The sequence below is a fragment of the Mycobacterium sp. genome, from assembly GCF_002863225.1.
Taxonomy (GTDB): domain Bacteria; phylum Actinomycetota; class Actinomycetes; order Mycobacteriales; family Mycobacteriaceae; genus Mycobacterium.
In genome coordinates this window covers 39,215-60,952 of sequence record NZ_PKEK01000026.1, presented here as the reverse complement: position 1 = coordinate 60,952, position 21,738 = coordinate 39,215, and the positions used below count along the sequence as shown (strand labels likewise).

23 protein-coding genes are annotated in these 21,738 nt (G+C 65.0%); 14 read left to right on the top strand and 9 right to left on the bottom strand.

The window, feature by feature from the left end:
* Window positions 1-13: 13 nt before the first annotated feature.
* From CYU59_RS06595 to CYU59_RS06570, 6 genes are all read left to right on the top strand, one after another.
* A complete protein-coding gene (locus tag CYU59_RS06595; protein ID WP_292980626.1) occupies window positions 14-1,033 on the top strand; it encodes an acyl-CoA dehydrogenase family protein in 1,020 nt (339 codons plus the stop codon).
* Complete coding sequence (gene fadE29 / locus CYU59_RS06590; RefSeq protein WP_292980623.1) at window positions 1,018-2,181, top strand: acyl-CoA dehydrogenase FadE29; 1,164 nt, start codon at window positions 1,018-1,020, stop codon at window positions 2,179-2,181. Before CYU59_RS06595 ends, fadE29 begins: the two co-directional genes overlap by 16 nt.
* The gene (locus CYU59_RS06585; RefSeq protein ID WP_292980620.1) at window positions 2,178-3,134 is read left to right on the top strand and encodes a bifunctional MaoC family dehydratase N-terminal/OB-fold nucleic acid binding domain-containing protein; all 957 of its coding nucleotides are present in this window, start codon (window positions 2,178-2,180) and stop codon (window positions 3,132-3,134) included. The genes fadE29 and CYU59_RS06585 overlap by 4 nt, the downstream gene beginning before the upstream one ends.
* Window positions 3,131-3,541 carry a MaoC family dehydratase gene (locus tag CYU59_RS06580; RefSeq protein WP_292980617.1) on the top strand — a complete coding sequence of 137 codons (411 nt, stop codon included), beginning with the start codon at window positions 3,131-3,133 and terminating at the stop codon, window positions 3,539-3,541. The genes CYU59_RS06585 and CYU59_RS06580 overlap by 4 nt, the downstream gene beginning before the upstream one ends.
* Window positions 3,531-4,700: a lipid-transfer protein gene (locus tag CYU59_RS06575; protein WP_292980614.1), complete on the top strand. Its 1,170-nt coding sequence runs from the start codon at window positions 3,531-3,533 to the stop codon at window positions 4,698-4,700. The genes CYU59_RS06580 and CYU59_RS06575 overlap by 11 nt, the downstream gene beginning before the upstream one ends.
* A gap of 111 nt (window positions 4,701-4,811) precedes the next feature.
* Window positions 4,812-5,669 (top strand): DUF559 domain-containing protein, encoded by an 858-nt coding sequence (locus tag CYU59_RS06570; protein WP_292980611.1) that lies wholly within the window; start codon window positions 4,812-4,814, stop codon window positions 5,667-5,669.
* A 56-nt stretch (window positions 5,670-5,725) separates the two neighbouring features.
* On the opposite strand, the gene CYU59_RS06565 is transcribed toward CYU59_RS06570, so the two are convergent.
* On the bottom strand, window positions 5,726-6,586 hold the full coding sequence (locus CYU59_RS06565) for a MaoC family dehydratase (protein WP_292980608.1): 861 nt from the start codon (window positions 6,584-6,586) through the stop codon (window positions 5,726-5,728).
* A gap of 1 nt (window position 6,587) precedes the next feature.
* Complete coding sequence (gene kstD, locus CYU59_RS06560) at window positions 6,588-8,270, bottom strand: 3-oxosteroid 1-dehydrogenase (RefSeq protein ID WP_292980605.1); 1,683 nt, start codon at window positions 8,268-8,270, stop codon at window positions 6,588-6,590.
* A 73-nt stretch (window positions 8,271-8,343) separates the two neighbouring features.
* Between kstD and CYU59_RS06555 the strand changes: the two genes are divergently transcribed.
* From CYU59_RS06555 to CYU59_RS06525, 7 genes are all read left to right on the top strand, one after another.
* Window positions 8,344-9,129: a 2-keto-4-pentenoate hydratase gene (locus tag CYU59_RS06555; protein ID WP_292980602.1), complete on the top strand. Its 786-nt coding sequence runs from the start codon at window positions 8,344-8,346 to the stop codon at window positions 9,127-9,129.
* Window positions 9,130-9,248: 119 nt separating this feature from the next.
* Window positions 9,249-10,169: an acetaldehyde dehydrogenase (acetylating) gene (locus tag CYU59_RS06550; protein ID WP_292980600.1), complete on the top strand. Its 921-nt coding sequence runs from the start codon at window positions 9,249-9,251 to the stop codon at window positions 10,167-10,169.
* The gene (dmpG, locus tag CYU59_RS06545; RefSeq protein ID WP_292980597.1) at window positions 10,166-11,224 is read left to right on the top strand and encodes a 4-hydroxy-2-oxovalerate aldolase; all 1,059 of its coding nucleotides are present in this window, start codon (window positions 10,166-10,168) and stop codon (window positions 11,222-11,224) included. The genes CYU59_RS06550 and dmpG overlap by 4 nt, the downstream gene beginning before the upstream one ends.
* A gap of 51 nt (window positions 11,225-11,275) precedes the next feature.
* On the top strand, window positions 11,276-11,551 hold the full coding sequence (locus CYU59_RS06540) for a hypothetical protein (protein ID WP_292980594.1): 276 nt from the start codon (window positions 11,276-11,278) through the stop codon (window positions 11,549-11,551).
* A gap of 97 nt (window positions 11,552-11,648) precedes the next feature.
* Window positions 11,649-12,788 carry a hypothetical protein gene (locus CYU59_RS06535; protein ID WP_292980591.1) on the top strand — a complete coding sequence of 380 codons (1,140 nt, stop codon included), beginning with the start codon at window positions 11,649-11,651 and terminating at the stop codon, window positions 12,786-12,788.
* Window positions 12,789-12,790: 2 nt separating this feature from the next.
* On the top strand, window positions 12,791-13,573 hold the full coding sequence (locus CYU59_RS06530; protein WP_292980826.1) for an SDR family oxidoreductase: 783 nt from the start codon (window positions 12,791-12,793) through the stop codon (window positions 13,571-13,573).
* Between the two features lie 47 nt (window positions 13,574-13,620).
* On the top strand, window positions 13,621-14,766 hold the full coding sequence (locus CYU59_RS06525) for a sulfotransferase (RefSeq protein WP_292980588.1): 1,146 nt from the start codon (window positions 13,621-13,623) through the stop codon (window positions 14,764-14,766).
* Window positions 14,767-14,886: 120 nt separating this feature from the next.
* Here CYU59_RS06525 and CYU59_RS06520 read toward each other — a convergent pair whose 3' ends face one another.
* Together CYU59_RS06520 and CYU59_RS06515 are read right to left on the bottom strand one after the other, a co-directional pair.
* Window positions 14,887-15,345, bottom strand: coding sequence for a hypothetical protein (locus CYU59_RS06520; RefSeq protein ID WP_292980586.1), 459 nt, complete (start codon window positions 15,343-15,345; stop codon window positions 14,887-14,889).
* Entirely contained in the window at window positions 15,345-16,511 is a 1,167-nt protein-coding gene (locus CYU59_RS06515; protein WP_292980584.1) for a Rieske 2Fe-2S domain-containing protein, read from the bottom strand. The genes CYU59_RS06520 and CYU59_RS06515 overlap by 1 nt, the downstream gene beginning before the upstream one ends.
* A gap of 113 nt (window positions 16,512-16,624) precedes the next feature.
* Here CYU59_RS06515 and CYU59_RS06510 point away from each other — a divergent pair, with 113 nt between their 5' ends.
* Entirely contained in the window at window positions 16,625-17,149 is a 525-nt protein-coding gene (locus CYU59_RS06510; protein ID WP_292980581.1) for a gamma carbonic anhydrase family protein, read from the top strand.
* Here the strand turns inward: CYU59_RS06510 and CYU59_RS06505 are convergent.
* Genes CYU59_RS06505 through CYU59_RS06485 form a run of 5 tightly spaced genes read right to left on the bottom strand, consistent with a single transcriptional unit; the run spans window position 17,146 to window position 21,713 of the window.
* On the bottom strand, window positions 17,146-17,553 hold the full coding sequence (locus CYU59_RS06505) for a nuclear transport factor 2 family protein (RefSeq protein WP_292980579.1): 408 nt from the start codon (window positions 17,551-17,553) through the stop codon (window positions 17,146-17,148). The two genes, CYU59_RS06510 and CYU59_RS06505, sit on opposite strands and share 4 nt — an antisense overlap.
* Window positions 17,550-18,428, bottom strand: a complete 879-nt coding sequence (locus CYU59_RS06500) for a TIGR03619 family F420-dependent LLM class oxidoreductase (RefSeq protein ID WP_292980576.1) — start codon at window positions 18,426-18,428, stop codon at window positions 17,550-17,552. The genes CYU59_RS06505 and CYU59_RS06500 overlap by 4 nt, the downstream gene beginning before the upstream one ends.
* On the bottom strand, window positions 18,425-19,594 hold the full coding sequence (locus CYU59_RS06495) for a thiolase domain-containing protein (protein ID WP_292980573.1): 1,170 nt from the start codon (window positions 19,592-19,594) through the stop codon (window positions 18,425-18,427). The genes CYU59_RS06500 and CYU59_RS06495 overlap by 4 nt, the downstream gene beginning before the upstream one ends.
* A 52-nt stretch (window positions 19,595-19,646) precedes the next feature.
* The gene (locus CYU59_RS06490) at window positions 19,647-20,708 is read right to left on the bottom strand and encodes a thiolase domain-containing protein (RefSeq protein ID WP_292980570.1); all 1,062 of its coding nucleotides are present in this window, start codon (window positions 20,706-20,708) and stop codon (window positions 19,647-19,649) included.
* A gap of 12 nt (window positions 20,709-20,720) precedes the next feature.
* On the bottom strand, window positions 20,721-21,713 hold the full coding sequence (locus tag CYU59_RS06485) for an OB-fold nucleic acid binding domain-containing protein (RefSeq protein WP_292980567.1): 993 nt from the start codon (window positions 21,711-21,713) through the stop codon (window positions 20,721-20,723).
* Between the last annotated feature and the right edge of the window lie 25 nt (window positions 21,714-21,738).

Here is a 21,738-nt window from a genome sequence, read left to right as displayed (position 1 = left end):
TTCCAAAGCGACGATGGACTTCACGCCAGACGCCGAGCAGCAGGCGGTCGCCGACGTCGTCACATCCGTGCTGGACCGTGACAACTCCTGGGACGCGCTGGTCGCCGGCGGCGTGACGGCACTGGCGGTGCCGGAACGTATCGGCGGCGACGGTGTCGGTCTACCGGAGATCGCGACGGCGTTGACCGAAATCGGTCGACACGGTCTGATCAGCCCGGCATTGGCGACCCTCGGGCTCGGCGCGATCACATTGCTGGACTTGGCTTCCGACGATCAGCAGGATCGCTACCTCGTCGGCCTGGCCAAGGGTTCGGTCCTGACCGCCGCGCTCAACGAGCCCGGCGCCGCGTTGCCGGACCGGCCTGCGACCAGCTTTGCCGACGGCAGGTTGTCGGGCACGAAAGTCGGTGTCGGGTATGCCGAGAAGGCGGATCGGATCCTGGTCACCGCGGACAGCGCTGTCGTCGTCGTGCGGTCCGACGCCGACGGTGTGCACATCGTGAAGACGCCGACGTCGGCTGGGGCCGACGAGTATGTGGTCACCTTCTCCGACGTCGAGGTCGGCGGGGACGACGTACTGATCGGGGCGACGGCGCAGCGGGTGAACCAGCTGGCGCTGGCCGCAATCGGTTCCTACACCGCCGGCCTGGTCGCCGGCGCATTGCGGCTGACCGCGGACTACGTGGGCAGCAGGGAGCAGTTCGGCAAGCCGCTGTCGACTTTCCAGACCGTCGCCGCGCAGCTCGCCGAGGTGTACATCGCCTCGCGGACAATCGATTTGGCATCGATTTCGGTGATCTGGCGACTGACCGAGGGGCGCGACGCCGCCGAGGACCTGGATGTGCTCGGCTACTGGATCACGTCGCAGGCACCGCGGGTGATGCAGATCTGCCACCACCTGCACGGGGGTATGGGGATGGACATCACCTATCCGATGCACCGGTACTACTCGACGATCAAAGACCTGACCCGCTTACTCGGTGGGCCTTCGCATCGCCTCGATTTGGTGGGAGCGCAATGTTCATCGACCTGACCCCGGAGCAGCGTCAGCTGCAAGCCGAACTGCGGCAATACTTTTCGAATCTGATCTCGAGTGACGAGATGAAGGCGATGGAGAATGATCGCCACAACGATGCCTACCGAGCCGTGATTCGGCGGATGGGCAAAGACGGCAAGCTCGGCGTCGGGTGGCCAAAAGAATTCGGCGGCTTGGGATTCGGACCGGTCGAGCAGTCGATCTTCGTCAACGAGGCGCACCGCGCCGACGTGCCGCTGCCCGCCGTGACATTGCAGACGGTCGGCCCGGTGTTGCAGCAGTTCGGCACCGAAGCCCAGAAGAAGAAGTTCCTGCCGGCGATCCTGGCCGGCGAGGTGCACTTCGCGATCGGTTACAGCGAGCCTGAGGCCGGTACCGACCTGGCTTCGCTGCGCACCTCCGCCGTCCGTCACGGTGACGAGTACATCGTCAACGGTCAGAAGATGTGGACCACCGGTGGGCACGATGCCGACTACGTCTGGCTGGCCTGCCGCACCGACCCGGAAGCTGTTAAGCACAAGGGTATTTCGATCCTGATCGTCGACACCAAGGATCCGGGGTACTCCTGGACGCCGGTTATCCTGTCCGACGGCGCGCACCACACCAACGCCACCTACTACAACGACGTCCGGGTTCCCGCCGACATGCTGGTCGGCGAGGAGAACGGGGGGTGGCGACTGATCACCACCCAGCTCAACAACGAGCGGGTGATGTTGGGACCGGCCGGCCGCACCGCCGGCATCTACGACCGGCTGCACGACTGGGCCTCCAAGCCCGGTGGTGACGGGGTCACTCCGATCGACCATCAGGACGTCAAGCGGGCGCTCGGTGAGATCTACTCGATGTGGCGGGTCAACGAACTGCTGAACTGGCAGGTGGCCGCCGCTGGCGAAGACATCAACGTCGCCGATGCCGCGTCGACCAAAGTCTTTGGCACCGAGAGCATTCAGTACATCGGACGGTTGGCCGAAGAGATCGTCGGCAAGTATGGCAACCCCGCCGAGTCCGCCACTGCCGAGCTGCTCGACTGGCTCGACTCGCAGACGAAGCGCAATTTGGTGATTACCTTCGGTGGAGGCGTGAACGAAGTGATGCGCGAGATGATCGCGGCGTCCGGCCTCAAAGTGCCGAGGGTGCCCAGATGACAGACATCCACGACGCGCTCGAGAAGATCAAAGCGGCCGGCGGCCCCAAGCCGCGCAAGGGCCGCGACCCGGTGAACCAGCCGATGGTCAACAGTTGGGTCGAGGCAATCGGCGACACCAACCCGATCTATCGGGACGCCGACGCTGCCCGTGCGGTCGGCCACCCGGGAATCGTCGCACCCCCGGCCATGATTCAGGTCTGGACGATGTTCGGCCTCGGTGGCGAACGTCCCTCCGACGACCCTATGGGTCCGATCATGCAGCTGTTCGACGACAACGGTTACATCGGTGTGGTGGCGACCAACTGCGAGCAGACCTATCACCGGTATCTGCAACCCGGTGAGGAAGTCACCATCCACTCGGAGATGGGTGACGTGATCGGGCCCAAGCAGACCGGGCTGGGCGAGGGCTGGTTCATCAACCAGCACATCAGCTGGCGCGTCGGTGACGAGGATGTCGCCGAAATGGAGTGGCGGATACTCAAATTCAAGCCACGCGAGTCTTCCACCGGGTCGGTTCCCGAGGATCTGGACGCCGAATCCATGATGCGGCCCTCGGAGTCCAAGGACACCAAGTTCTTCTGGGACGGCGTCAAGGCGCACGAGCTGCGCGTCCAGCAGCGGCCCGACGGCAGCCTGCAGCATCCCCCGGTACCGGCTTTGTGGAAGGACGCCGGCGAGGATGTGAAGCCGACCGACTACGTCGTCGCCAGCGGTCGCGGCACGGTGTTCAGCTTCGTGGTGCACCACGCGCCGAAAGTGCCCGGCCGCACCCTGCCGTTCGTCATCGCGCTCGTGGAGTTGGAAGAGGGCGTCCGGATGCTCGGCGAGCTGCGCAACGTCGACCCCGCGGCCGTGGAAATCGGAATGCCGGTTCGGGCAACGTATATCGACTTCCCCGCCAACGAAATCGGTCCGGCGTGGACACTGTATGCATGGGAGCCTGACGCATGAGCGCACCGACGATCGAGGTCGGCACCAAGCTGCCGGAGCTCGCCTTGTACGGCGATCCCACGTTCATCATCTCCACGGCGATCGCCACCCGCGACTACCAGGACGTCCACCACGATCGGGACAAAGCGCAGGCCAAGGGATCCAAGGACATCTTCGTCAATATCCTCACCGACACCGGTCTGGTCCAGCGTTACATCACCGACTGGGCCGGCCCGTCGGCGTTGATCAAGTCGATCGGCCTGCGGCTGGGGGTGCCGTGGTATGCCTATGACACCGTGACGTTCACAGGCGAAGTGACCGCGGTGGACGACGGCCTGATCACGCTGAAAATCGTTGGCAGCAACAGCCTTGGCGATCACGTCATCGCGAACGCGACCCTGACCATCGGGGGTTCTGATGCCCGGTGAACTGTCCGGTAAGGCCGCGATCGCCGGGATCGGCGCCACCGACTTCTCCAAGAACTCCGGCCGCAGCGAGCTCCGGTTGGCCGCCGAGGCGGTACTCGACGCACTCGACGACGCCGGGCTGACACCGGCCGACGTCGACGGCATGGTCACCTTCACGATGGACTCCAACACCGAGGTGTCCATTGCCCGGGCCACCGGAATAGGGGACCTCAAGTTCTTCTCCAAGATCCACCACGGTGGTGGTGCCGCCTGCGCGACGGTCCAGCAAGCGGCCATCGCGGTGGCCACCGGTGTCGCGGATTGTGTTGTGGCATACCGCGCTTTCAACGAGCGCTCAGGTATGCGGTTCGGTCAGGTGCAGACCCGGTTGGTCGAGAACGCCGACTCGACCGGGGTGGACAATTCGTTCTCCTATCCGCACGGCCTCTCGACACCCGCCGCGCAGGTGGCCATGATCGCCAAGCGCTACATGCATCTGTCGGGGGCCACCAGCCGCGACTTCGGTGCGATCTCGGTGGCCGACCGTAAGCACGCAGCCAAGAACCCGAAGGCATACTTTTACGAAAAGCCGATAACCATTGAGGACCACCAGAATTCGCGGTGGATCGCCGAACCATTGCGGCTGCTGGACTGCTGCCAGGAGACCGATGGCGCGGTTGCGCTCGTCATCGTCTCAGCGGAGCGGGCGAAGGACCTCAAGAACCGGCCGGTCGTCATCGAGGCGGCGGCACAGGGCGCGAGCCCGAACCAGTACTCGATGGTCAGCTACTACCGGCCCGAGCTGGACGGGCTTCCGGAAATGGGCCTGGTGGGCAAGCAGCTGTGGTCCCAGTCGGGCCTCGGGCCCGCCGACATCCAGACCGCGATCCTCTATGACCACTTCACCCCGTTCACCCTGATTCAGTTGGAGGAGTTGGGGTTCTGCGGTTGGGGCGAGGCCAAGGACTTCATCGCCGACGGTGCAATCGAGATCGGCGGCCGGTTGCCGATCAACACCCACGGCGGTCAACTCGGTGAGGCTTACATCCACGGTATGAACGGCATCGCAGAGGGTGTGCGCCAACTGCGCGGCACGTCGGTGAACCCCGTGCCCGACGTCGAGCATGTGCTGGTCACCGCCGGCACCGGGGTGCCGACCTCCGGCCTGATCCTCGGCTAGCTGCTTTCTGCTGAGCGCCCGTCTAGCAGGGCGCTCGAGGTTCGACGCTCGACTGGCCGGGCGTTCGACAGCTGAAGTGACGGCGACGATCTTGCGTGCGAATCTGCGGCGATGGGCCAGCCGTTTGTCGGGAGCGAAGCCGTTGCACGTGGAGTGCTGACCAAGAGCCAATTGGAGACGCGATACACCCGAGTGCTTCGAGACATTTACATCGATCGAAACGCTGAGATCACCGCCGTGGAGCGCGCCGAGGCTGGGTGGTTGTGGACTCGCCGCTTGGGAGTCGTGGCGGGGTTCTCGGCAGCCGCGCTGCACGGTAGTAAATGGGTCGACGACAGAAGACCGGTGGAGTTAATCCACGACAATCACCATCGCGCGGTGGGGATACAACTGCACAGGGACCTTGTCGAGGCGGACGAAGTCGAGATGGTCGGCGATGTCGTAGTCACATCACCGACACGGACAGCGCTCGACCTCGGCTGCTGGTACCCGAAGATGACCGCCGTGGCGGGGATCGATGCACTAGCCGCAGCGACGGAAATAAAGGCTGCTGATGTAGAGCTGTTGGCTCGTAGATACCCCGGACGCCGAGGGATCGCGCGAGCCCGCCTGGCGATCGAACTCTTTGACCCGGGCGCGCAGTCGCCGAAGGAGTCATGGCTACGGGTTGTTCTGATACAAGCCGGTTTGCCGCGACCGCAGACGCAGATCCCTGTACTCGACGAGTTCGGTGATGCTGTCGCGTTTCTCGACATGGGCTGGGAGGACGTGAAGGTAGCCGTGGAGTACGACGGCGAACAACACCGCGTCGACCGCAGCCAATACACCTGGGACGTTCGACGACTGGAAATGCTTGAGCGTCGTGGGTGGATCGTCATCCGAGTCGTGGCAGGAGACCGGCCCGCAGAAGTCGTGAGACGTGTTCGCGCGGCGTTGGCGCGCCGAGCGCCCCGTCAGACGGGCGCCTGACCATTCGGTCCCGGCTAGCCGGGCGCTCGGCCAGTCAAGCGACGCAGCAGCGCAGGCTAGCGTGGCGAAAGCTCTACCCCGCTGAGCACCACGGCGTTCTCCCGCGATGGCGCGGTAACGGTCGCGAGCAGACGCCCGTCTTCCTTCCACACCGACGCCCTCAGCGTCTCACCGGGGAAAGCGACGCCGGCGAACCGCGCGCCGTAGGAGCCGACGGCACCGGCGTCGCCGCCGAGAAACGCGTCGGTCAGCGCCTTGCAGGTCATGCCGTAGGTGCAGAGTCCGTGCAGAATCGGCCGGGGAAACCCTGCGGCAGAGGCGAATTCGGGATCGGAATGCAGTGGATTGCGGTCCCCGCACAAGCGGTAGAGCAGAGCCTGCTGCGGCAGGATCGGGATCTCGAGCTCGAGGTCGGGCGACCGTTCAGGTGCTGCCGCGGAGGTCGACGAGCCGCGGTCGCCGCCGAATCCACCTTCGCCGCGGGCGAAGATCGAGCGGAGCTGCGTCCACAGCAGCGTCCCGTCCGGGGCGGTCACGCGGGTCTCGGACCAGATCACCGCGGCCTTGCCCTTGTCCCAGATGTCGGTGAACCGGGTGACGGCCGTCGCGGAGCCGGACGGGGGCAGCGGCGCGGGTGCGGTGACCGACTCGCTGGCATGCAGCACCTTGCCCAGCTCGATGTCGATGCCGGGGTATTGCACGGTCGGCGGCGTGGTCATGTGGAAGCTGGCCGCGACATTGCCGAATGTCGGTAGCACCTGCGGTGTGTCGTCCACCAGGTAGCGCAGCTCGGCAGCATCCATCGGATCGGCTCCAGCGCCCAGCCCCAGGTGGTAGAGCTGGATATCGCTGCTGCTCCAAGTGAATTCGACTGGCTCCAGCTCAGCGGCCAGGGCCACGTCCACGTCAATAGGCATGTCAGCCCTGCCCGGCGATGTGCAGCGCAGCCAGGTAACCGAACGTCATGGCGGGTCCGATGGTGCCGCCCGGTCCGGGATAGGTGTGGCCCATCACCGGAGCGCTGACGTTGCCCGCCGCGTACAGGCCCTCGATGATGCTGCCGTCGTCCCGCAGCGCCCGTCCGTGGACATCCGTGCGGATTCCACCCTTGGTGCCCAGGTCGCCGGGGACCAACTTGGCGGCGTAGTACGGCCCGTGGCTGATCTCGCCGAGGTTGGGGTTGGGCTTGTTGGTCGGGTCGCCGTAGTAACGGTCGTAGGCGCTCTCGCCGCGGTGGTAGTCGGCGTCGACGCCCGAGCGGGCGAACCCGTTGAAGCGCTCCACCGTCGCTGTGAACTCGTCTGCGGGTAAGCCCGCCTTGGCGGCCAACTCCTGCAGAGTATCTGCCTGGACGATCACCCCGGACTCCATCCACTTTCGTGGAATGCGTTGTCCTGGTTGCAGTCCCGCGAAGATGTAGCGGTCGCGGTATTGCTGGTCGAATACCAGCCACGCTGGGATGTTCTCACCCGGGCCGGGGCCCTGGCCGAACTCGCCGCCGTACATGTGGTGGCACGCCTCGACGTAGGGCATGGATTCGTTCATGAATCGCTGCCCGGACATGTTGACGATGATCGACCCGGGAGAGTTGCGCTCCGACAGCGCGAACCACGGCGCTCCGACCAGTGGAACGGTCGGACCCCACCAGGCATCCTCCATGATTTCCAGTGCGGCGCCCAGCTTTTCGGCGGCCAGAATGCCGTCACCGGTGTTGGCCTTCGCGCCGACGGTCCACTCCGTGGTGATCGGTGCCCGCTGGTACTTGACCCGCATCTGCTCGTTGTGTTCGAACCCGCCGCTACCGAGGATCACGGCCTTCCGAGCCCGAATCAGTTGCGGTTCGCTCGCTTCCGGTTGTCCGGTGTCGCGCACGTAGACACCGCGGACGGCGCCGTCCTCGACGTAGAGGTCGGTCAGCGCGGTGTTGAGCCGGACCGGAACCCCGGCCTTGCGGAGCCCGACGCGAAGCGGCGCGATGAGCGCGCGTCCCATGCCGACCAGGTTCTTGCCGGTCGCCTTCGCCCACATGGTGCGAGCGCCGACCTTCAGGCTGCGCAGCACTCCACGAGGGTGGCGCTTGAGCTGATTGAGCCGAACGTAATCCTGTTGCATCACAACGACATTGAGTGGCACCTTGCCGTACGCCGGTTCCAGGCCGGCCATGTCGGGGCCGAGTTTCTTGGCGTTGAACGGTTTTGGCTCGATCGAACGACCCCCGGCGCGACCACCGGGCGCTTCGGGATAGTAGTCGGCGTACTGCGGGACCCAGCACATCTTCAGCGGCGAGTTCTTCAGCACGAAGGACAGCATTTCGGGCCCGCGCTCGAGGTAGGTGTCGATGCGCTGCGCCTCGACGACGTCGCCGACGATCCCGTGCAGATACGTGCGGGCCGCTTCGGCGGTGTCCTTGACGCCGTCTCGCTTGAGCACCTGGTTGTTGGGAATCCACACGCCGCCGCCGGAACGGGCGGTCGAGCCGCCGAAGTGCGCGGCCTTCTCTACGATTATAGTGTTGAGGCCCCGGTGGGCGGCCGCCAGCGCGGCAACCATGCCGGCGCCGCCGCTCCCGACCACGACGACGTCGAACTCCTGATCCGTCATGTAGAACACGTTATAGAATTGCCGGGGCCGGGCGCTACCGCCCCGGTCAATCGAGTGAGGGGACTTCGGCTCAATGCTTCCGTCAGCCACCCGTGACGCGCTGGCCGCCGACCTCGCCGAGGCCGAACGGACCCGCCAGCCCATCACTCCGCTGACCGGCGGGCACCCCGAGATCGACGTGGTCGACGCCTACGAAATCCAGCTGATCAACATCCGGCAGCGAGTCGCCGAAGGCGCCCGGGTGGTCGGCCACAAGGTCGGCCTGTCGTCACTGGCGATGCAGCAGATGATGGGTGTCGACGAGCCCGACTACGGTCACCTGCTCGACGAGATGCAGGTCTTCGAGGACGTCCCGGTCAAGTCCGAGAGGTATTTATACCCGCGGGTGGAAGTCGAGGTCGGTTTCATCCTGGCCCACGACCTGCCGGGTGCGAACTGCACCGAGGAAGACGTACTGAGGGCGACCGAGGCGCTCGTACCGTCGATCGAGCTGATCGACACCCGGATCACCGACTGGAAGATCGCGCTGTGCGACACCATCGCCGACAACGCATCGTCGGCGGGCTTCGTGCTGGGCGAGGCCCGGGTGGCGCCGTCCGACATCGACATCAAGTCCATCAACGCGGTACTGACCAACAACGGCGAGGTCGTGGCCGAGGGTCGCAGTGATGCGGTACTGGGCAATCCGGTGACCGCGGTGGCCTGGTTGTCCCGCAAGGTGGAAACCTTCGGTGTGCGGCTTCGAGCAGGCGATATCGTGTTGCCCGGTTCATGCACTCGAGCCATCGATGCACCCCCGGGCAGCAATTTCGTCGCCGATTTCGACGGGCTCGGGTCCGTCCGGCTGTCGTTCGAGTAAGGAGCGATCGCAAGCGCGGCGTAGCCGGGTGCAGCGGGTCGCGACAAGAGGAGAAGGAGCGATCGCAAGCGCGGCGTAGCCGGGTGCAGCGGGTCGCGACCAGGAGAGAAGGAGCTTCCATGCCGTCGAAACTCAGTGCGGCCATCGTCGGTTCGGGCAACATCAGCACCGATCTGCTCTACAAGCTGCTCCGCTCGGAGTGGCTGGAGCCGCGCTGGATGATCGGAATCGACCCGGAGAGCGAGGGCTTGGCCCGCGCCCGCAAGCTGGGACTCGAGACCAGCCACGAGGGCGTCGACTGGCTGCTGGCGCAGTCCGAGAAGCCCGACATCGTCTTCGAGGCGACCAGCGCCTACGTGCACCGTGACGCCGCGCCGAAATACGAGGCCGCCGGAATCCGGGCCATCGACCTGACGCCGGCCGCCGTCGGCCCCGCGGTGATTCCGCCGGCCAACCTGCGGGAGCACCTGGACGCCCCGAACGTCAACATGATCACCTGCGGCGGCCAGGCGACGATCCCGATCGTCTATGCGGTGTCCCGCGTCGTCGAAGTGCCCTACGCCGAGATCGTCGCATCGGTGTCGTCGAGTTCCGCCGGCCCTGGCACCCGGGCCAACATCGACGAGTTCACCAAGACGACCAGCAAAGGCGTGCAGACCATCGGTGGGGCGAAGCGCGGCAAGGCGATCATCATCCTGAACCCGGCCGATCCGCCAATGATCATGCGCGACACCATCTTCTGCGCCATTCCTGAAGACGCCGACCGGGACGCGATCGCCCAGTCGATCCGTGACGTCGTCGCCGAGGTGCAGACTTACGTGCCGGGCTACCGGTTGCTCAACGACCCGCAGTTCGACGACCCGTCGGTGCACTTCGGCGGCCAGGCACTGGTGACGACCTTCGTCGAGGTCGAAGGCGCCGGCGATTACCTACCGCCGTACGCCGGCAACCTCGACATCATGACCGCCGCGGCCACCAAGGTCGGTGAAGAGATCGCCAAGGAATCGCTGTCGGCGACAGCCCAGGGAGCACAGGCATGAGTACTCAAGACATCTTCTTCAACCCGATCTGGGACGTCCGGATGACGGACACCTCGCTGCGGGACGGCTCACATCACAAGCGTCACCAGTTCACCGCCGACGAGGTCGGCGCGATCGTGGCCGCACTCGACAACGCCGGCGTGCCGGTGATCGAGGTGACCCACGGTGACGGGCTCGGTGGCTCCAGCTTCAACTACGGCTTCTCCAAGACGCCCGAGCAGGAGCTGATCAAGCTTGCCGCCGAGACCGCCAAGGAAGCGAAGATCGCGTTCTTGATGCTGCCCGGCGTCGGCACCAAGGAAGACATCAAAGAGGCGCAGAACAACGGTGGCTCGATCTGCCGGATCGCCACCCACTGCACCGAGGCCGACGTCTCGATCCAGCACTTCGGCCTGGCGCGCGAGCTGGGACTGGAAACCGTTGGCTTCCTGATGATGTCGCACACCATCGCGCCGGAGAAGCTGGCGGCGCAGGCTCGCATCATGGCCGACGCCGGCTGCCAATGCGTCTACGTGGTGGACTCCGCTGGGGCGCTGGTGCTTGACGGCGTCGCGGACCGGGTTGCCGCGTTGGTTGCCGAACTCGGCGACGACGCCCAGGTCGGGTTCCACGGCCACGAGAACCTCGGGCTGGGCGTGGCCAACTCGGTGGAAGCCGTTCGGGCCGGCGCCAAGCAGATCGACGGCTCGTGCCGGCGGTTCGGCGCGGGCGCGGGCAACGCTCCGGTCGAGGCGCTGATCGGGGTGTTCGACAAGATCGGCGTCAAGACCGGCATCGACTTCTTCGACATCGCCGACGCGGCCGAAGAGGTGGTCGCACCCGCCATGCCCGCCGAATGTCTGCTCGACCGCAACGCGTTGATCATGGGCTACTCAGGGGTCTACTCGAGCTTCCTCAAGCACGCCGTCCGGCAGTCCGAACGCTACGGCGTTCCGGCCCACCAGCTGTTGCACCGGGCCGGCCAGCGCAAGCTGATCGGCGGCCAGGAGGATCAGCTGATCGACATTGCGCTGGAGATCAAGCGGGAGCAAGAAGCGGCCGGCGCCTCGCAATAGTCTGGCCATTTGCACAGCCTGTCCATAGCTGTCGCGGGTAGCGTCACGCCCATGAGCACGACATTCATCTGGGCCGGTCGAGTGGCCGGTGGACTGGTTGCGGCAACGGTCGCGACGATCATCGCGCTGCCGGTGGCAAACGCCGCCTGCAATCAGACGGTGGGTGACTCCATCAACTCGTACTTGCTACGGCATCCCGACCTCCACCAGCAACTGCAGGCCAGGTCGCAGGCTGAGGGTGATGGCCCCGACGTCATCAGCTACTTGAACCGGCACCCGGATGTGCGACAGCACCTGATCGACCTGTCACAGCGCTGCACGGACTAGCCCGCCGGCGAGCGGGTGTCGTTTCTCCCGTGCGGTGGACGACACGTGGGAATGTTCGCTTGTTGACGAAAACTAGAACACGTTCTAGCGTCAGAGCGTGCCGGATCCCCTCTTCTCTCAGCCGCTGATCGACGCCATCACCGAGTCCGAGAAGCTGGTCGCCGCCGCGCCGCATATCGAGACCGAGGCCGACCTGCTGGAGGGTCTGCAGTACCTGGCCGGTTGTGTGGCCGCGTGCACGCACATGGTGTTCGACTACGACCGCGACCATCCGGTGCTGCTCTCCGGCACCGGTCCGTACACGAAGATGGGCCTGGACAATCCGGACACCCTTTACTTCGGTTGCCGGGTGCAGCCGGACCACGACTACCTGGTCACCGGAGTCCGTGGCACCACCACGGATCTGAGTTTCCAGTTGCTCGGCGGCGAGTACACCGACGACAACGTGCCCGCCAGTCAGGCCGCATTCGACGACCGCGAACTCGAGATCGCCGCAGACGGCAGCTTTCAATGGCAGGTCAGGCCCACCAGCCCCGGTCAATTGGTGATCCGCGAGGTCTACGGTGACTGGGCTGCGCGGCGGGGCACGCTGTCGATCTCGCGTTCCGACACCGCCGGCACGGCGCCGCCGCCCCTGAGCCGGGCAACGATTGAAAAGCGTTACAGCGCAGCGGGAAAGCAGCTGGTCAATCGGATCAAGACCTGGCTGCAGTTCCCGCAGTGGTTCTACTTGGACCTCCCGGTCAACACGATGGTCGCACCGCGTCTGACGCCCGGCGGTCTGGCGACGCAGTACTCCTCGGTCGGGCACTTCGACCTACGGCCGGACGAGGCGCTGGTCATCACGTTGCCGGTGACCGATGCGCCCTATCTCGGATTCCAGCTGGGCAGCCTGTGGTACATCTCGCTGGATTACATCAACCATCAGACGTCACTGAACAACGCTCAGGTGCAGGCGGATCCAGACGGGAAGATCCGGATCGTCGTCGCCGACCAGAACCCAGGTGTCACGAACTGGGTCGAGACGCTGGGGCACCGCCGCGGGTTCTTGCAGTTCCGCTGGCAGCGGGTGTCGCGTCAACTGACCGAGGCCGACGGCCCCACCGTCCAGCTGGTCGACATCGACAAGCTCTCGGACGCGCTGCCGTATTTCGAGCACAACAAGATCTCAGAGCAAGACTGGCGTACACGAATCGCGTTGCGCCAACAGCAAATTGCGGCCAGGATGCTGGGGTGACCATGACGGGACTGCTGGAGAAAAAAGTCATCGTGATCAGCGGTGTCGGCCCGGGGCTCGGCACCACGCTGGCGCATCGGTGTGCGAATGACGGCGCCGAGCTGGTGCTGGCGGCTCGTACGGTCGAACGCCTGGAAGAACTGGCCACCCAGCTCGGCGACGCCGGGCACAAGGCGCTGGCCGTGCGTGCCGACATCACCGAGGACGACGACGTCGCGGCCCTGGTGGAATCCACCACCTCGAATTTCGGCAAGGTGGACGTGCTGATCAACAACGCGTTCCGGGTGCCGTCGATGAAACCGTTGGCCGGCACCAGCTTTCAGCACATCCGAGACGCCATCGAGCTGAGCGCGCTGGGCGCGTTGCGGCTCATCCAGGCCTTCACGCCGGCGTTGGAGGAGGGTGGCGGCTCGATCGTCAACGTCAACTCCATGGTGCTGCGGCACTCGCAGGCGAAATACGGCGCCTACAAGATGGCCAAGTCCGCGCTGCTGTCCATGTCGCAGTCGTTGGCCACCGAGTTGGGCGAGAAGGGTATCCGGGTGAATTCGGTTGCACCCGGCTATATTTGGGGCGAGACGCTGCAGGGCTACTTCGAGCATCAGGCCGGCAAATACGGCACCACGGCCGACCAGATCTACCAGGCGACCGCGGCCAATTCCGACCTCAAACGTCTGCCGACCGAAGACGAGGTGGCGTCGGCGATCATATTCATGGCCAGCGACTTGTCCAGCGGTATCAGCGGGCAGACGCTCGATGTCAACTGCGGCGAATACCACAACTAGGCCTCCGCCGACGATGCAGAGCGAAGCGATGACGAGGAGACGGGCTAGTGGTTGAACGCACCGACATTGCGACCGTCGATGAGCTGCATGCCTCGGCCACCAAGCTGACCGGGCTCGACGACTTCGGGGTCGACAACGACAACTACCGCGAGGCGCTCGGCGTGCTGCTGGACTCCTACCGGCAGGAGGCCGGCCTAACGGTGTTGGGCAGCAAGATGAATCGATTTTTCCTGCGTGGCGCACTGGTCGCCAGGTTGTTGTCGGAGTCCGCGTGGAAGCAGTACCCGCAGCATGCCGACATCGAGATCAAACGGCCCATCTTCGTCACCGGCCTGGTGCGCACCGGAACCACCGCACTGCACCGGCTGCTCGGCGCCGACCCGGCACACCAGGGGTTGCACATGTGGCTGGCGGAATTTCCGCAGCCGCGTCCCCCGCGCGACACGTGGGAATCTCACCCGTTGTACCGCCAACTCGACGACCAGTTCACCCAGCATCACCAGGACAACCCGGGATACACCGGCCTGCACTTCATGGCCGCCTACGAGCTCGAGGAATGCTGGCAGCTGCTGCGTCAGTCGCTGCATTCGGTGTCCTACGAGACGTTGGCGCACCTGCCGACCTACTCGAAGTGGTTGGCGCAACAGGACTGGACGCCGGCCTACCGGCGGCACCGCAAGAACCTCCAGCTGATCGGACTCAACGACGCCGACAAGCGGTGGGTGCTGAAGAACCCCAGCCACCTTTTCGCGCTCGACGCATTGATGCAGACCTATCCCGACGCGCTGGTCATCCAGACACATCGACCCGTCGAGACGATCATGGCGTCGATGTGCTCGCTCGCCCAGCACACCGCCGACGGCTGGTCGACAGGGTTCACCGGTGAGCAAATCGGTTCGGACGCAATGGAAACCTGGTCACGCGGACTGGAGCAGTTCAACACCGCGCGGGCCAAATACAATCCCGACCAGTTCTACGACGTCGAGTATCGAGAACTCATCGCCGACCCGATCGGCACCGTGGCCGACATCTACCGGAAATTCGACATCCCGCTCACCGACGAGGCGAGGCAGGCGATGGAGGACAGCCATGCCGAAAGTCAAACCGGTGCAAGGGCTCCCAAGCACAAGTACTCGTTGGCCGACTACGGGTTGACCGCCGAGGGAGTCAAGGAGCGCTTCGCGGGGCTGTGACGTTTGTCGGGTCAGCCGCCGCCCGGCTCCTGAGCCGGCCGCCGACACGGCACGACTGTGAATCCTGCTACGCGACACGCCGAACAGGTGTCGCTGTATGCACTTTCGGCGCGGAGACGTCTACCCGTCGCCCGGTGGGGTGGCGGTCGACACCGCCTCGAGACAACCTTCGGCTACGGCGTGCTCGATGCTGTCGCCGAGTTTGGGGCAGGACCGGCTGCGCGCGCTGGGTTCGCCCGATGCACGCACCTCGGCGAAGTAGGCGCAGCGTTGCGAAGCATCGCCATTCCATTGCACCGCAGTGTGTCCGGGCCCGAGTCGCTTGACGTTCACCGTGGCGTGGCAGAACCGGCAGTCCACCGGTTGCAGCCCCGACGTCAGGTAGCGGGTCTTGTCGGCCTGTGTGGCCGCCTGCACTGCGGCGGCCCGTTCCGGGTCGTCGGCGAAATTCGGTGCCTTGGACCAAGATCCACCGCTCTGGCTGGGTGCCGGCTGGTCGTCGTGGTCGTGGTCGCCGCGGAGCATCAGCATCGACCGGGCCAGCCGGTCGACGTCGGGCGACTCTTCGGGCTGGTTCATCAGACCTGCGTCGGCTGACCTTCGGACTCGGTCTTCTCTTCGTCAGCCTGCTTCGCCAGGTTCTCGTCGACCTCCACGTGCCATTTCTCGTTGGCAACGGTGGTGTCCACCTCGATCTCGAAGCGGTCGGTCATGTCAGCCGTGACGTCGGCGATGTCGACGTAGAACTGCTGATACCACCGCCGCATCTGATAGACAGCGCCGTCTTCCTCGACCAGCAACGGGTTGTCGATCCGGGTCTTGTGCTTCCAGATCTCGACGTCTTGCAGGAAGCCTTTGCTGACGCCCTCGGTGAAGACCTTGGCGAGCTTGTTCGTCATCTTTTCGTCCATGCCCTTGGGCTTTTCGACCATGACGCCCCACTGCAGCACGAACGAGTTCTGGGTCACCGGGTAGTGGCAGTTGATCAGGATCGACTCGGCCTTGTAGTCGCCGTACTTGTTGTGCAGCCAGTTGATCATGAACGACGGGCCGAAATACGACGCCTCCGAGTCCAGATGCGCTTCGCCGTAGGAGGTGCCGAGGTCGTTGACGTCGGGCCGGCCCACGTTGTGCAGGTACTGCGAAGCGATGTGGCCTTCGAAGACGTTCTTGAAGTACGTCGGCAAACCGAAGTGGATGTAGAAGAAGTGCGCCATGTCGGTGACGTTGTCGATGATCTCGCGGCAGTTGGAGCCCTCGATCAGCATCGAATGCCACCGCCAGTCGGTCCACTCGTCGCTGGCGAACTCGGGAAGCTCGGGAATCCGCAATTCGGGCGGTGGTGGATTGCCCTCGTGGTCGTGCCAGACATACAGCAGGCCGCTGCGGACATCCGTGGTCCAGGATCGCGTGCGGGCCAGTCGGGGAGTGCGCTTGGCGTAGGGCACCAGCTTGCATTTGCCGTCTCCGCCCCAGCGCCAATCGTGGAACGGGCAGGCCACCTCGTCGCCCTTGATGGTGCCCTGCGCCAGGTTGCCGCCCATGTGCCGGCAGTAACCGTCCAAGACATGCAGGTCGCCGTGTGAATCGGCGAACACCACCAGATGCGTGCCGAACGCCTCGATGCCGTGCGGTTCGCCGTCGAGATAGTCCTTGACCGGGCCAAGGCAGTGCCAGCCGCGGGCATAGCGGTCAGGCAGGGTGCCGGCGTCGATCTCGCGGACAGCGGCGGTCTCGGTAGCCATCAGGCCTCCAGATTTATCGGGCTTCTAACTAGAACACGTTACAGTTTTTGCCCCGTATCGCGCAATGACGGGGATATCACTGCCGGTTACCCGGCCTGCGGTATATCTGAACGATGCCGCTGTACTCCTTCGAGGGCCGATCGCCCCGAGTCGATCCGACCGCTTTCGTCGCGCCCACGGCCACGCTGATCGGCGACGTGACCGTCGAGGCCGGGGCGTCGGTCTGGTTCAACGCCGTGCTGCGCGCCGATTACGGCCCGGTGATCGTTCGTGAGGGAGCGAATGTCCAAGACGGTTCGGTGCTCCATTCACCGCCGGGCATCCCGGTCGACATAGGCCCGGGTGCGACGGTGGCGCACATGTGCGTCATCCACGGCGCCCACATCGGCGCCGAGGCGCTGATCGCCAACCACGCCACCGTGCTCGACGGGGCGGTGATCGGTGCGCGCAGTCTGGTGGCAGCCGGCTCACTGGTGACCGGCGGTACGAAGATCCCAGCCGAGGTGTTGGTGGTGGGATCTCCCGCGACCATCAAGGGCCCGATCGCGGGGACCGGTGCCGAGATGTGGGTCAAGGTGAACCCGCAGGCCTATCAGGATCTGGCCCAGCGTTATCTGAAGGGGCTGGAACCGATTTAGATCTTGCGGGCGCTTGCGGTGGCCTGGTCGACTTCCCAGAACGCGCGCAGCGCCAGCATCTTGCCCTGGTCGTCGACCTTGTAGGTGAAGACACCTTCGGCGGTGACCTGATGTCCCGCCGCGGTGATCAGGATGTGGCCGACGTTGGCCTCCTCATTGCCGCATTGGTAGGTCTTGTCGAAGACGAACTCGATCTTGTCAGTCGGCGCGATCGCCTTGTCCCAGAACGCCGAGATGGCGTCCCGCCCGCGGTGGCCTTTGCCCTCTGGGTCGAAATGCGAAGGGCCGACCGGGTCTTCGACAATGCCGTCGTCGGCGAAGTTCGACACCCAGGCATCCTTGTCGCGGGCTGCAACGGCATCGCGGGAGCGTTTTCCGGCCAGGTGTGCCGGGGTGTCGTTCATTTCTGCCAGCCCGAGTGAATGTAGGTGTCGGCGAAGCGCTTCAGCGAATCTTGCTTCTTGTCCAGCGGCGCATCGGTCCCGAGGCCGTCCAGAATCCACGGGATGGTGATGTAGTCGGTGACGCCAATCTCGGCGAGCTCGCGGTGGCCGTCCACACCGAACTTGTCGATGCACACCGCCTGGATCTCGAAAGGCAGTTCCGCTCGTCCGTTTTCGGCGCGCAGCGCGTCGAGTTTACCGATGGTTTCCTCGAGCTCCGCGTGCGTCATCATCGCACTGGTCCAACCGTCACCGACCCGGGCAGCTCGGCGCAGCGCCACATCGGTGTGGCCGCCTACATAGAACGGCACCGGTTCAGTGGGCGCCGGGCTCATCTGCAGGCGGTCGAAATCGTAGAAGTCGCCGTGGAATTCGACCATCCCACCGGCGAGTACCAGCTTGATGACCTCGATCATCTCGTCGACACGCTTGCCGCGCTTGGCGAACGGAACGCCACACCACTCGAATTCCTCCGGGGCCCAACCGATCCCGACACCGAATCCGAAGCGGTTGTTGGTCAGGTTGGCCACCGAGCCCACCTGGCGGGCCAGTAGCAACGGGTTGCGCGAACCCAGCTTCATCACGTTCGTATAGAACCGCAGCTTCGAGGTGACCGCGCCCATCGCGCCTGCCAGGATCAGCGGGTCGACCCAGGGCGACTCCTCGTCGAACATCCGCTTACCATCGGCGGTGTAGGGATAGTCGACCGATTGCTTCTCGAAATAGAAGATCGAGTCCGGCAGTGCGATCGAGTCGAATCCGACTTCTTCCGCGGTCTTGGCCAACTCGGTCAGTTGGTCGATCTGGCCGAACGCGATACTGCAGGTGTATTTCACTTCTTGTCAGCTCCCACAACCCACATCGAGTAGTACTGCGAGCCACCGCCGTAGGCGTGGCCAAGTGCCTTGCGCGCGTTGGGAACCTGATGGTCACCGGCCTTGCCCATCACCTGGATCGCCGCTTCGGCGAACCGGATCAGGCCGGAAGCGCCGATCGGGTTCGACGAAAGCACCCCGCCGGAAGCGTTCAGCGGAATTCTGCCGCCGATCGCCGTCTCACCGGCCTCGGTGAGTTTCCAACCCTCGCCTTCGGCGGCAAACCCCAAGTTCTCCAACCACATCGGCTCGAACCAGGAGAACGGCACGTAGATCTCTGCGGCGTCGATCTCGTCGATCGGGCTGGTGATGCCGGCCGCTTTCCACAACGCCTTGGCGGCATCCCGGCCGGCCTGCGGGTTGACCTGGTCGCGGCCGGAATACGCCAGCGGTTCGGTGCGTAATGCGGTGGCGTGGATCCAGGCCACCGGATGGCCATCGGCGACGCGCTTGTCGGCGACATCCTCGTTGCCGATCACGACCGCGCAGGCGCCGTCGGACGACGGGCAGGTCTCATCGAATCGAATTGGATCCCAGAGCATCTGCGACGACATCACCTTGTCCAGGGTGATGTCGGGTTGGTGCAGGTGCGCCAACGGGTTCTTGGCCCCGTTCAGCCGGTCCTTGACCGCGACCATGGCCCCGATGTGGGTCGGCGCGCCCGACCGGCGGATGTAGGACCGAACGTGTGGCGCGAAGTAACCACCGGCGCCGGCACCCACCGGCTTGGTGAAAGGCACCGGAATGCTCAACGCCCACATGGCATTCGACTCGGACTGTTTCTCCCACGCCATTGCCAGCACCCGCCGGTACTTGCCCGACTGGACCAGGCTGGCCGCCACCACACCGGTCGACCCGCCCACCGAACCGGCGGTGTGCACCCGGATCAGCGGCTTGTTGGTAGCGCCCACGGCATCGGCCATGAACAACTCCGGCATCATCACGCCCTCGAAGAAGTCGGGCGCCTTGCCGACCACCACCGCGTCGATGTCGTCCATCGTCGACCCGGAGTCGGCCAATGCCTTGTCGATGGCCTCGCGAACGAGTCCGTTCATCGAGACGTCCTGGCGCTTGGCGACGTACTTCGTCTGCCCGGTGCCGAGCACCGCAGCGAGCTGGCCCGCCATTAGTGCCACTCCTTCTCATCGCTACGCTCTGCATCGTCGTGACACGCCATTGTTATTTCCCTTCCAGCACGGCGACGAGATTTTGTTGCAACACCGGACCGCCGGTCGCGTGCGCGAGCACCCGGCCCGCCGAACCGTTGAATATGTGTTGTGCCGCAAAGCCGATGCGCTCCAACCCGGCGGAGAACATCGGGTTGGCCGCCAAGGCGCCGCCGGAGGGGTTGACCTTCGTCGACGACGGCAGGCCGATGGCCTCGGTCAGGATCAGCTGCTGATGGGTGAACGGCGCGTAGAGCTCGGCGATTTCGATCGAGCCGGCGTCACCGCCCGTCGCGGCCTTGGCTGACGCCTCGGTCGACGGCGACGCGGTCAGGTCGCGGGCGCCGAGCACCGGGGTTTCGATGCGGTGTTCGATGCCGGTGATCCACGCCGGGTTCTCCCGCAGCTCGCGGGCCCGGTCGCCGGCCGCCAACACGATGGCCGCGGCGCCGTCGGTGATCGGCGCGATGTCATGGCGCCGAAGCGGATCCGCGAAGTACGGCCGGGCCAGTAGCTCGTCGATGCTCTTGGCCGGCTTTTCGGAGTCGGTGCGCTCGGAGGCCGCGAACGAGTCGAGCGCCACCTGGGCCATCTGCTCGGCGGTCCATTTACCGGAATCCAGGCCGAACCGGGCCTGCAGTCCGGCCATCGAGACAGCGTCCGGCCACAGCGGCGCAACGGTGTACGGGTCGGTCTGCAGTGAGAGCACCCGGCGCAGCGTGCCCGCCGAGGACTTGCCGAAGCCGTACACCAGCGCGGTGTCGACTTCGCCGGTCAGCAGCTTGATGTAGGCCTCGTAGAGGGCCCACGCCGCGTCCATCTCGACATGCGATTCGTTGATCGGCGGCACCGCACCGATCGAGTCGATCGCCGAGATGAACGAGAATGCCCGGCCCGCAAGGTAATCCGAGGAACCGGAGCACCAGAAGCCAATGTCGGTCTGCTGCAGGCCGAGCGCTTCGTAGAGCGAGTGGAAACACGGCATCAGCATTTCGACGCCGTTGGTGGTGCCGTCGGTCCGGCGCACATGCGGCGCATGGGCGAATCCGACGACGGCTACATCGCGAAAAGTCACGTGTCTGGGCCTTTACAGGTGGTGTTTGTAGGTGTCGTAATCGGCGTCGGGCTCGCCGGTCGGCTTGAAGTACTCGATGTTGTCGATGCCCAGGCCCCACTCCTCGCGGGGCTTCCAGACCGCCTCGACGCGCATGCCCATCCGCACCTCGGTCGCGTCGATCTCTTGAATCAGGTGCAGGAAGGCGATATCCGCGCCGTCGAGCAACACGTAGGCCGCGACGTACGGCGGTTTGATCCGCTGCCCGGCGAACGGGATGTTGATGATCGCGAATGTGGTGACCGTGCCCTTGTCCGGCAACTCGATGAAATTGTCGAGCACCAGACCGGTCGCCGGATCGGCTTCCTTGGGTGGGAAGTACACCTTTCCGCTGTCGCCGGTGCGGGCGCCGAGCAGCTTGCCCTCTTCCAGCCCGCGCAGGAACGCCGTCTCGGGAAGTGAAGCGGTGTGCTGGATTTCGATGCTGGCGGGGGTCACCTGAACCGTCACGGGCTCGCGGTCGTCTTTGTCGCCGGGAACCTGCTCGGCCTCGTCACCGAGGACGAAGTGGGCGATGTCGGTGATCGCACCGGCGGGATCGTCGACCCAGTGCGCGTGCACGCGGGCGCCGCTGCTGATCGCGTCGGCGGACCCGGCATCGACCGCGTGCAGCAGCGGGACATCGGCACCGTCGAGCTTGATCAGCGCCCAGGCGAACGGGTGGTCGAGCGGTTGTCCCTCGAGGGGTTGGGCCTGCCACGTCCACGACACCACGGTCCCGACGCTCTCCACCGGGACGATCTCGGTCAGCGGTTCGTAGGTCACCGGGTCGAACTCAGCCGGCGGGACGTAGACCCGGCCGTCGGAGCCGCGGACGCCGACAATGCGTCGTTCGCGAAGGGCGGTGAAGAACTGACTCAGGACGGGGCCGACTGAACGGGTGTAGTCGAACGACAGCTTCAGAGGCGCCGAGAGAACCTTCTGATGGGTATCGATCTGCACCGGGCTGCTTTGGCTGGTGGTCACAGTGTCGAGTAGAACAGGTTCTAAG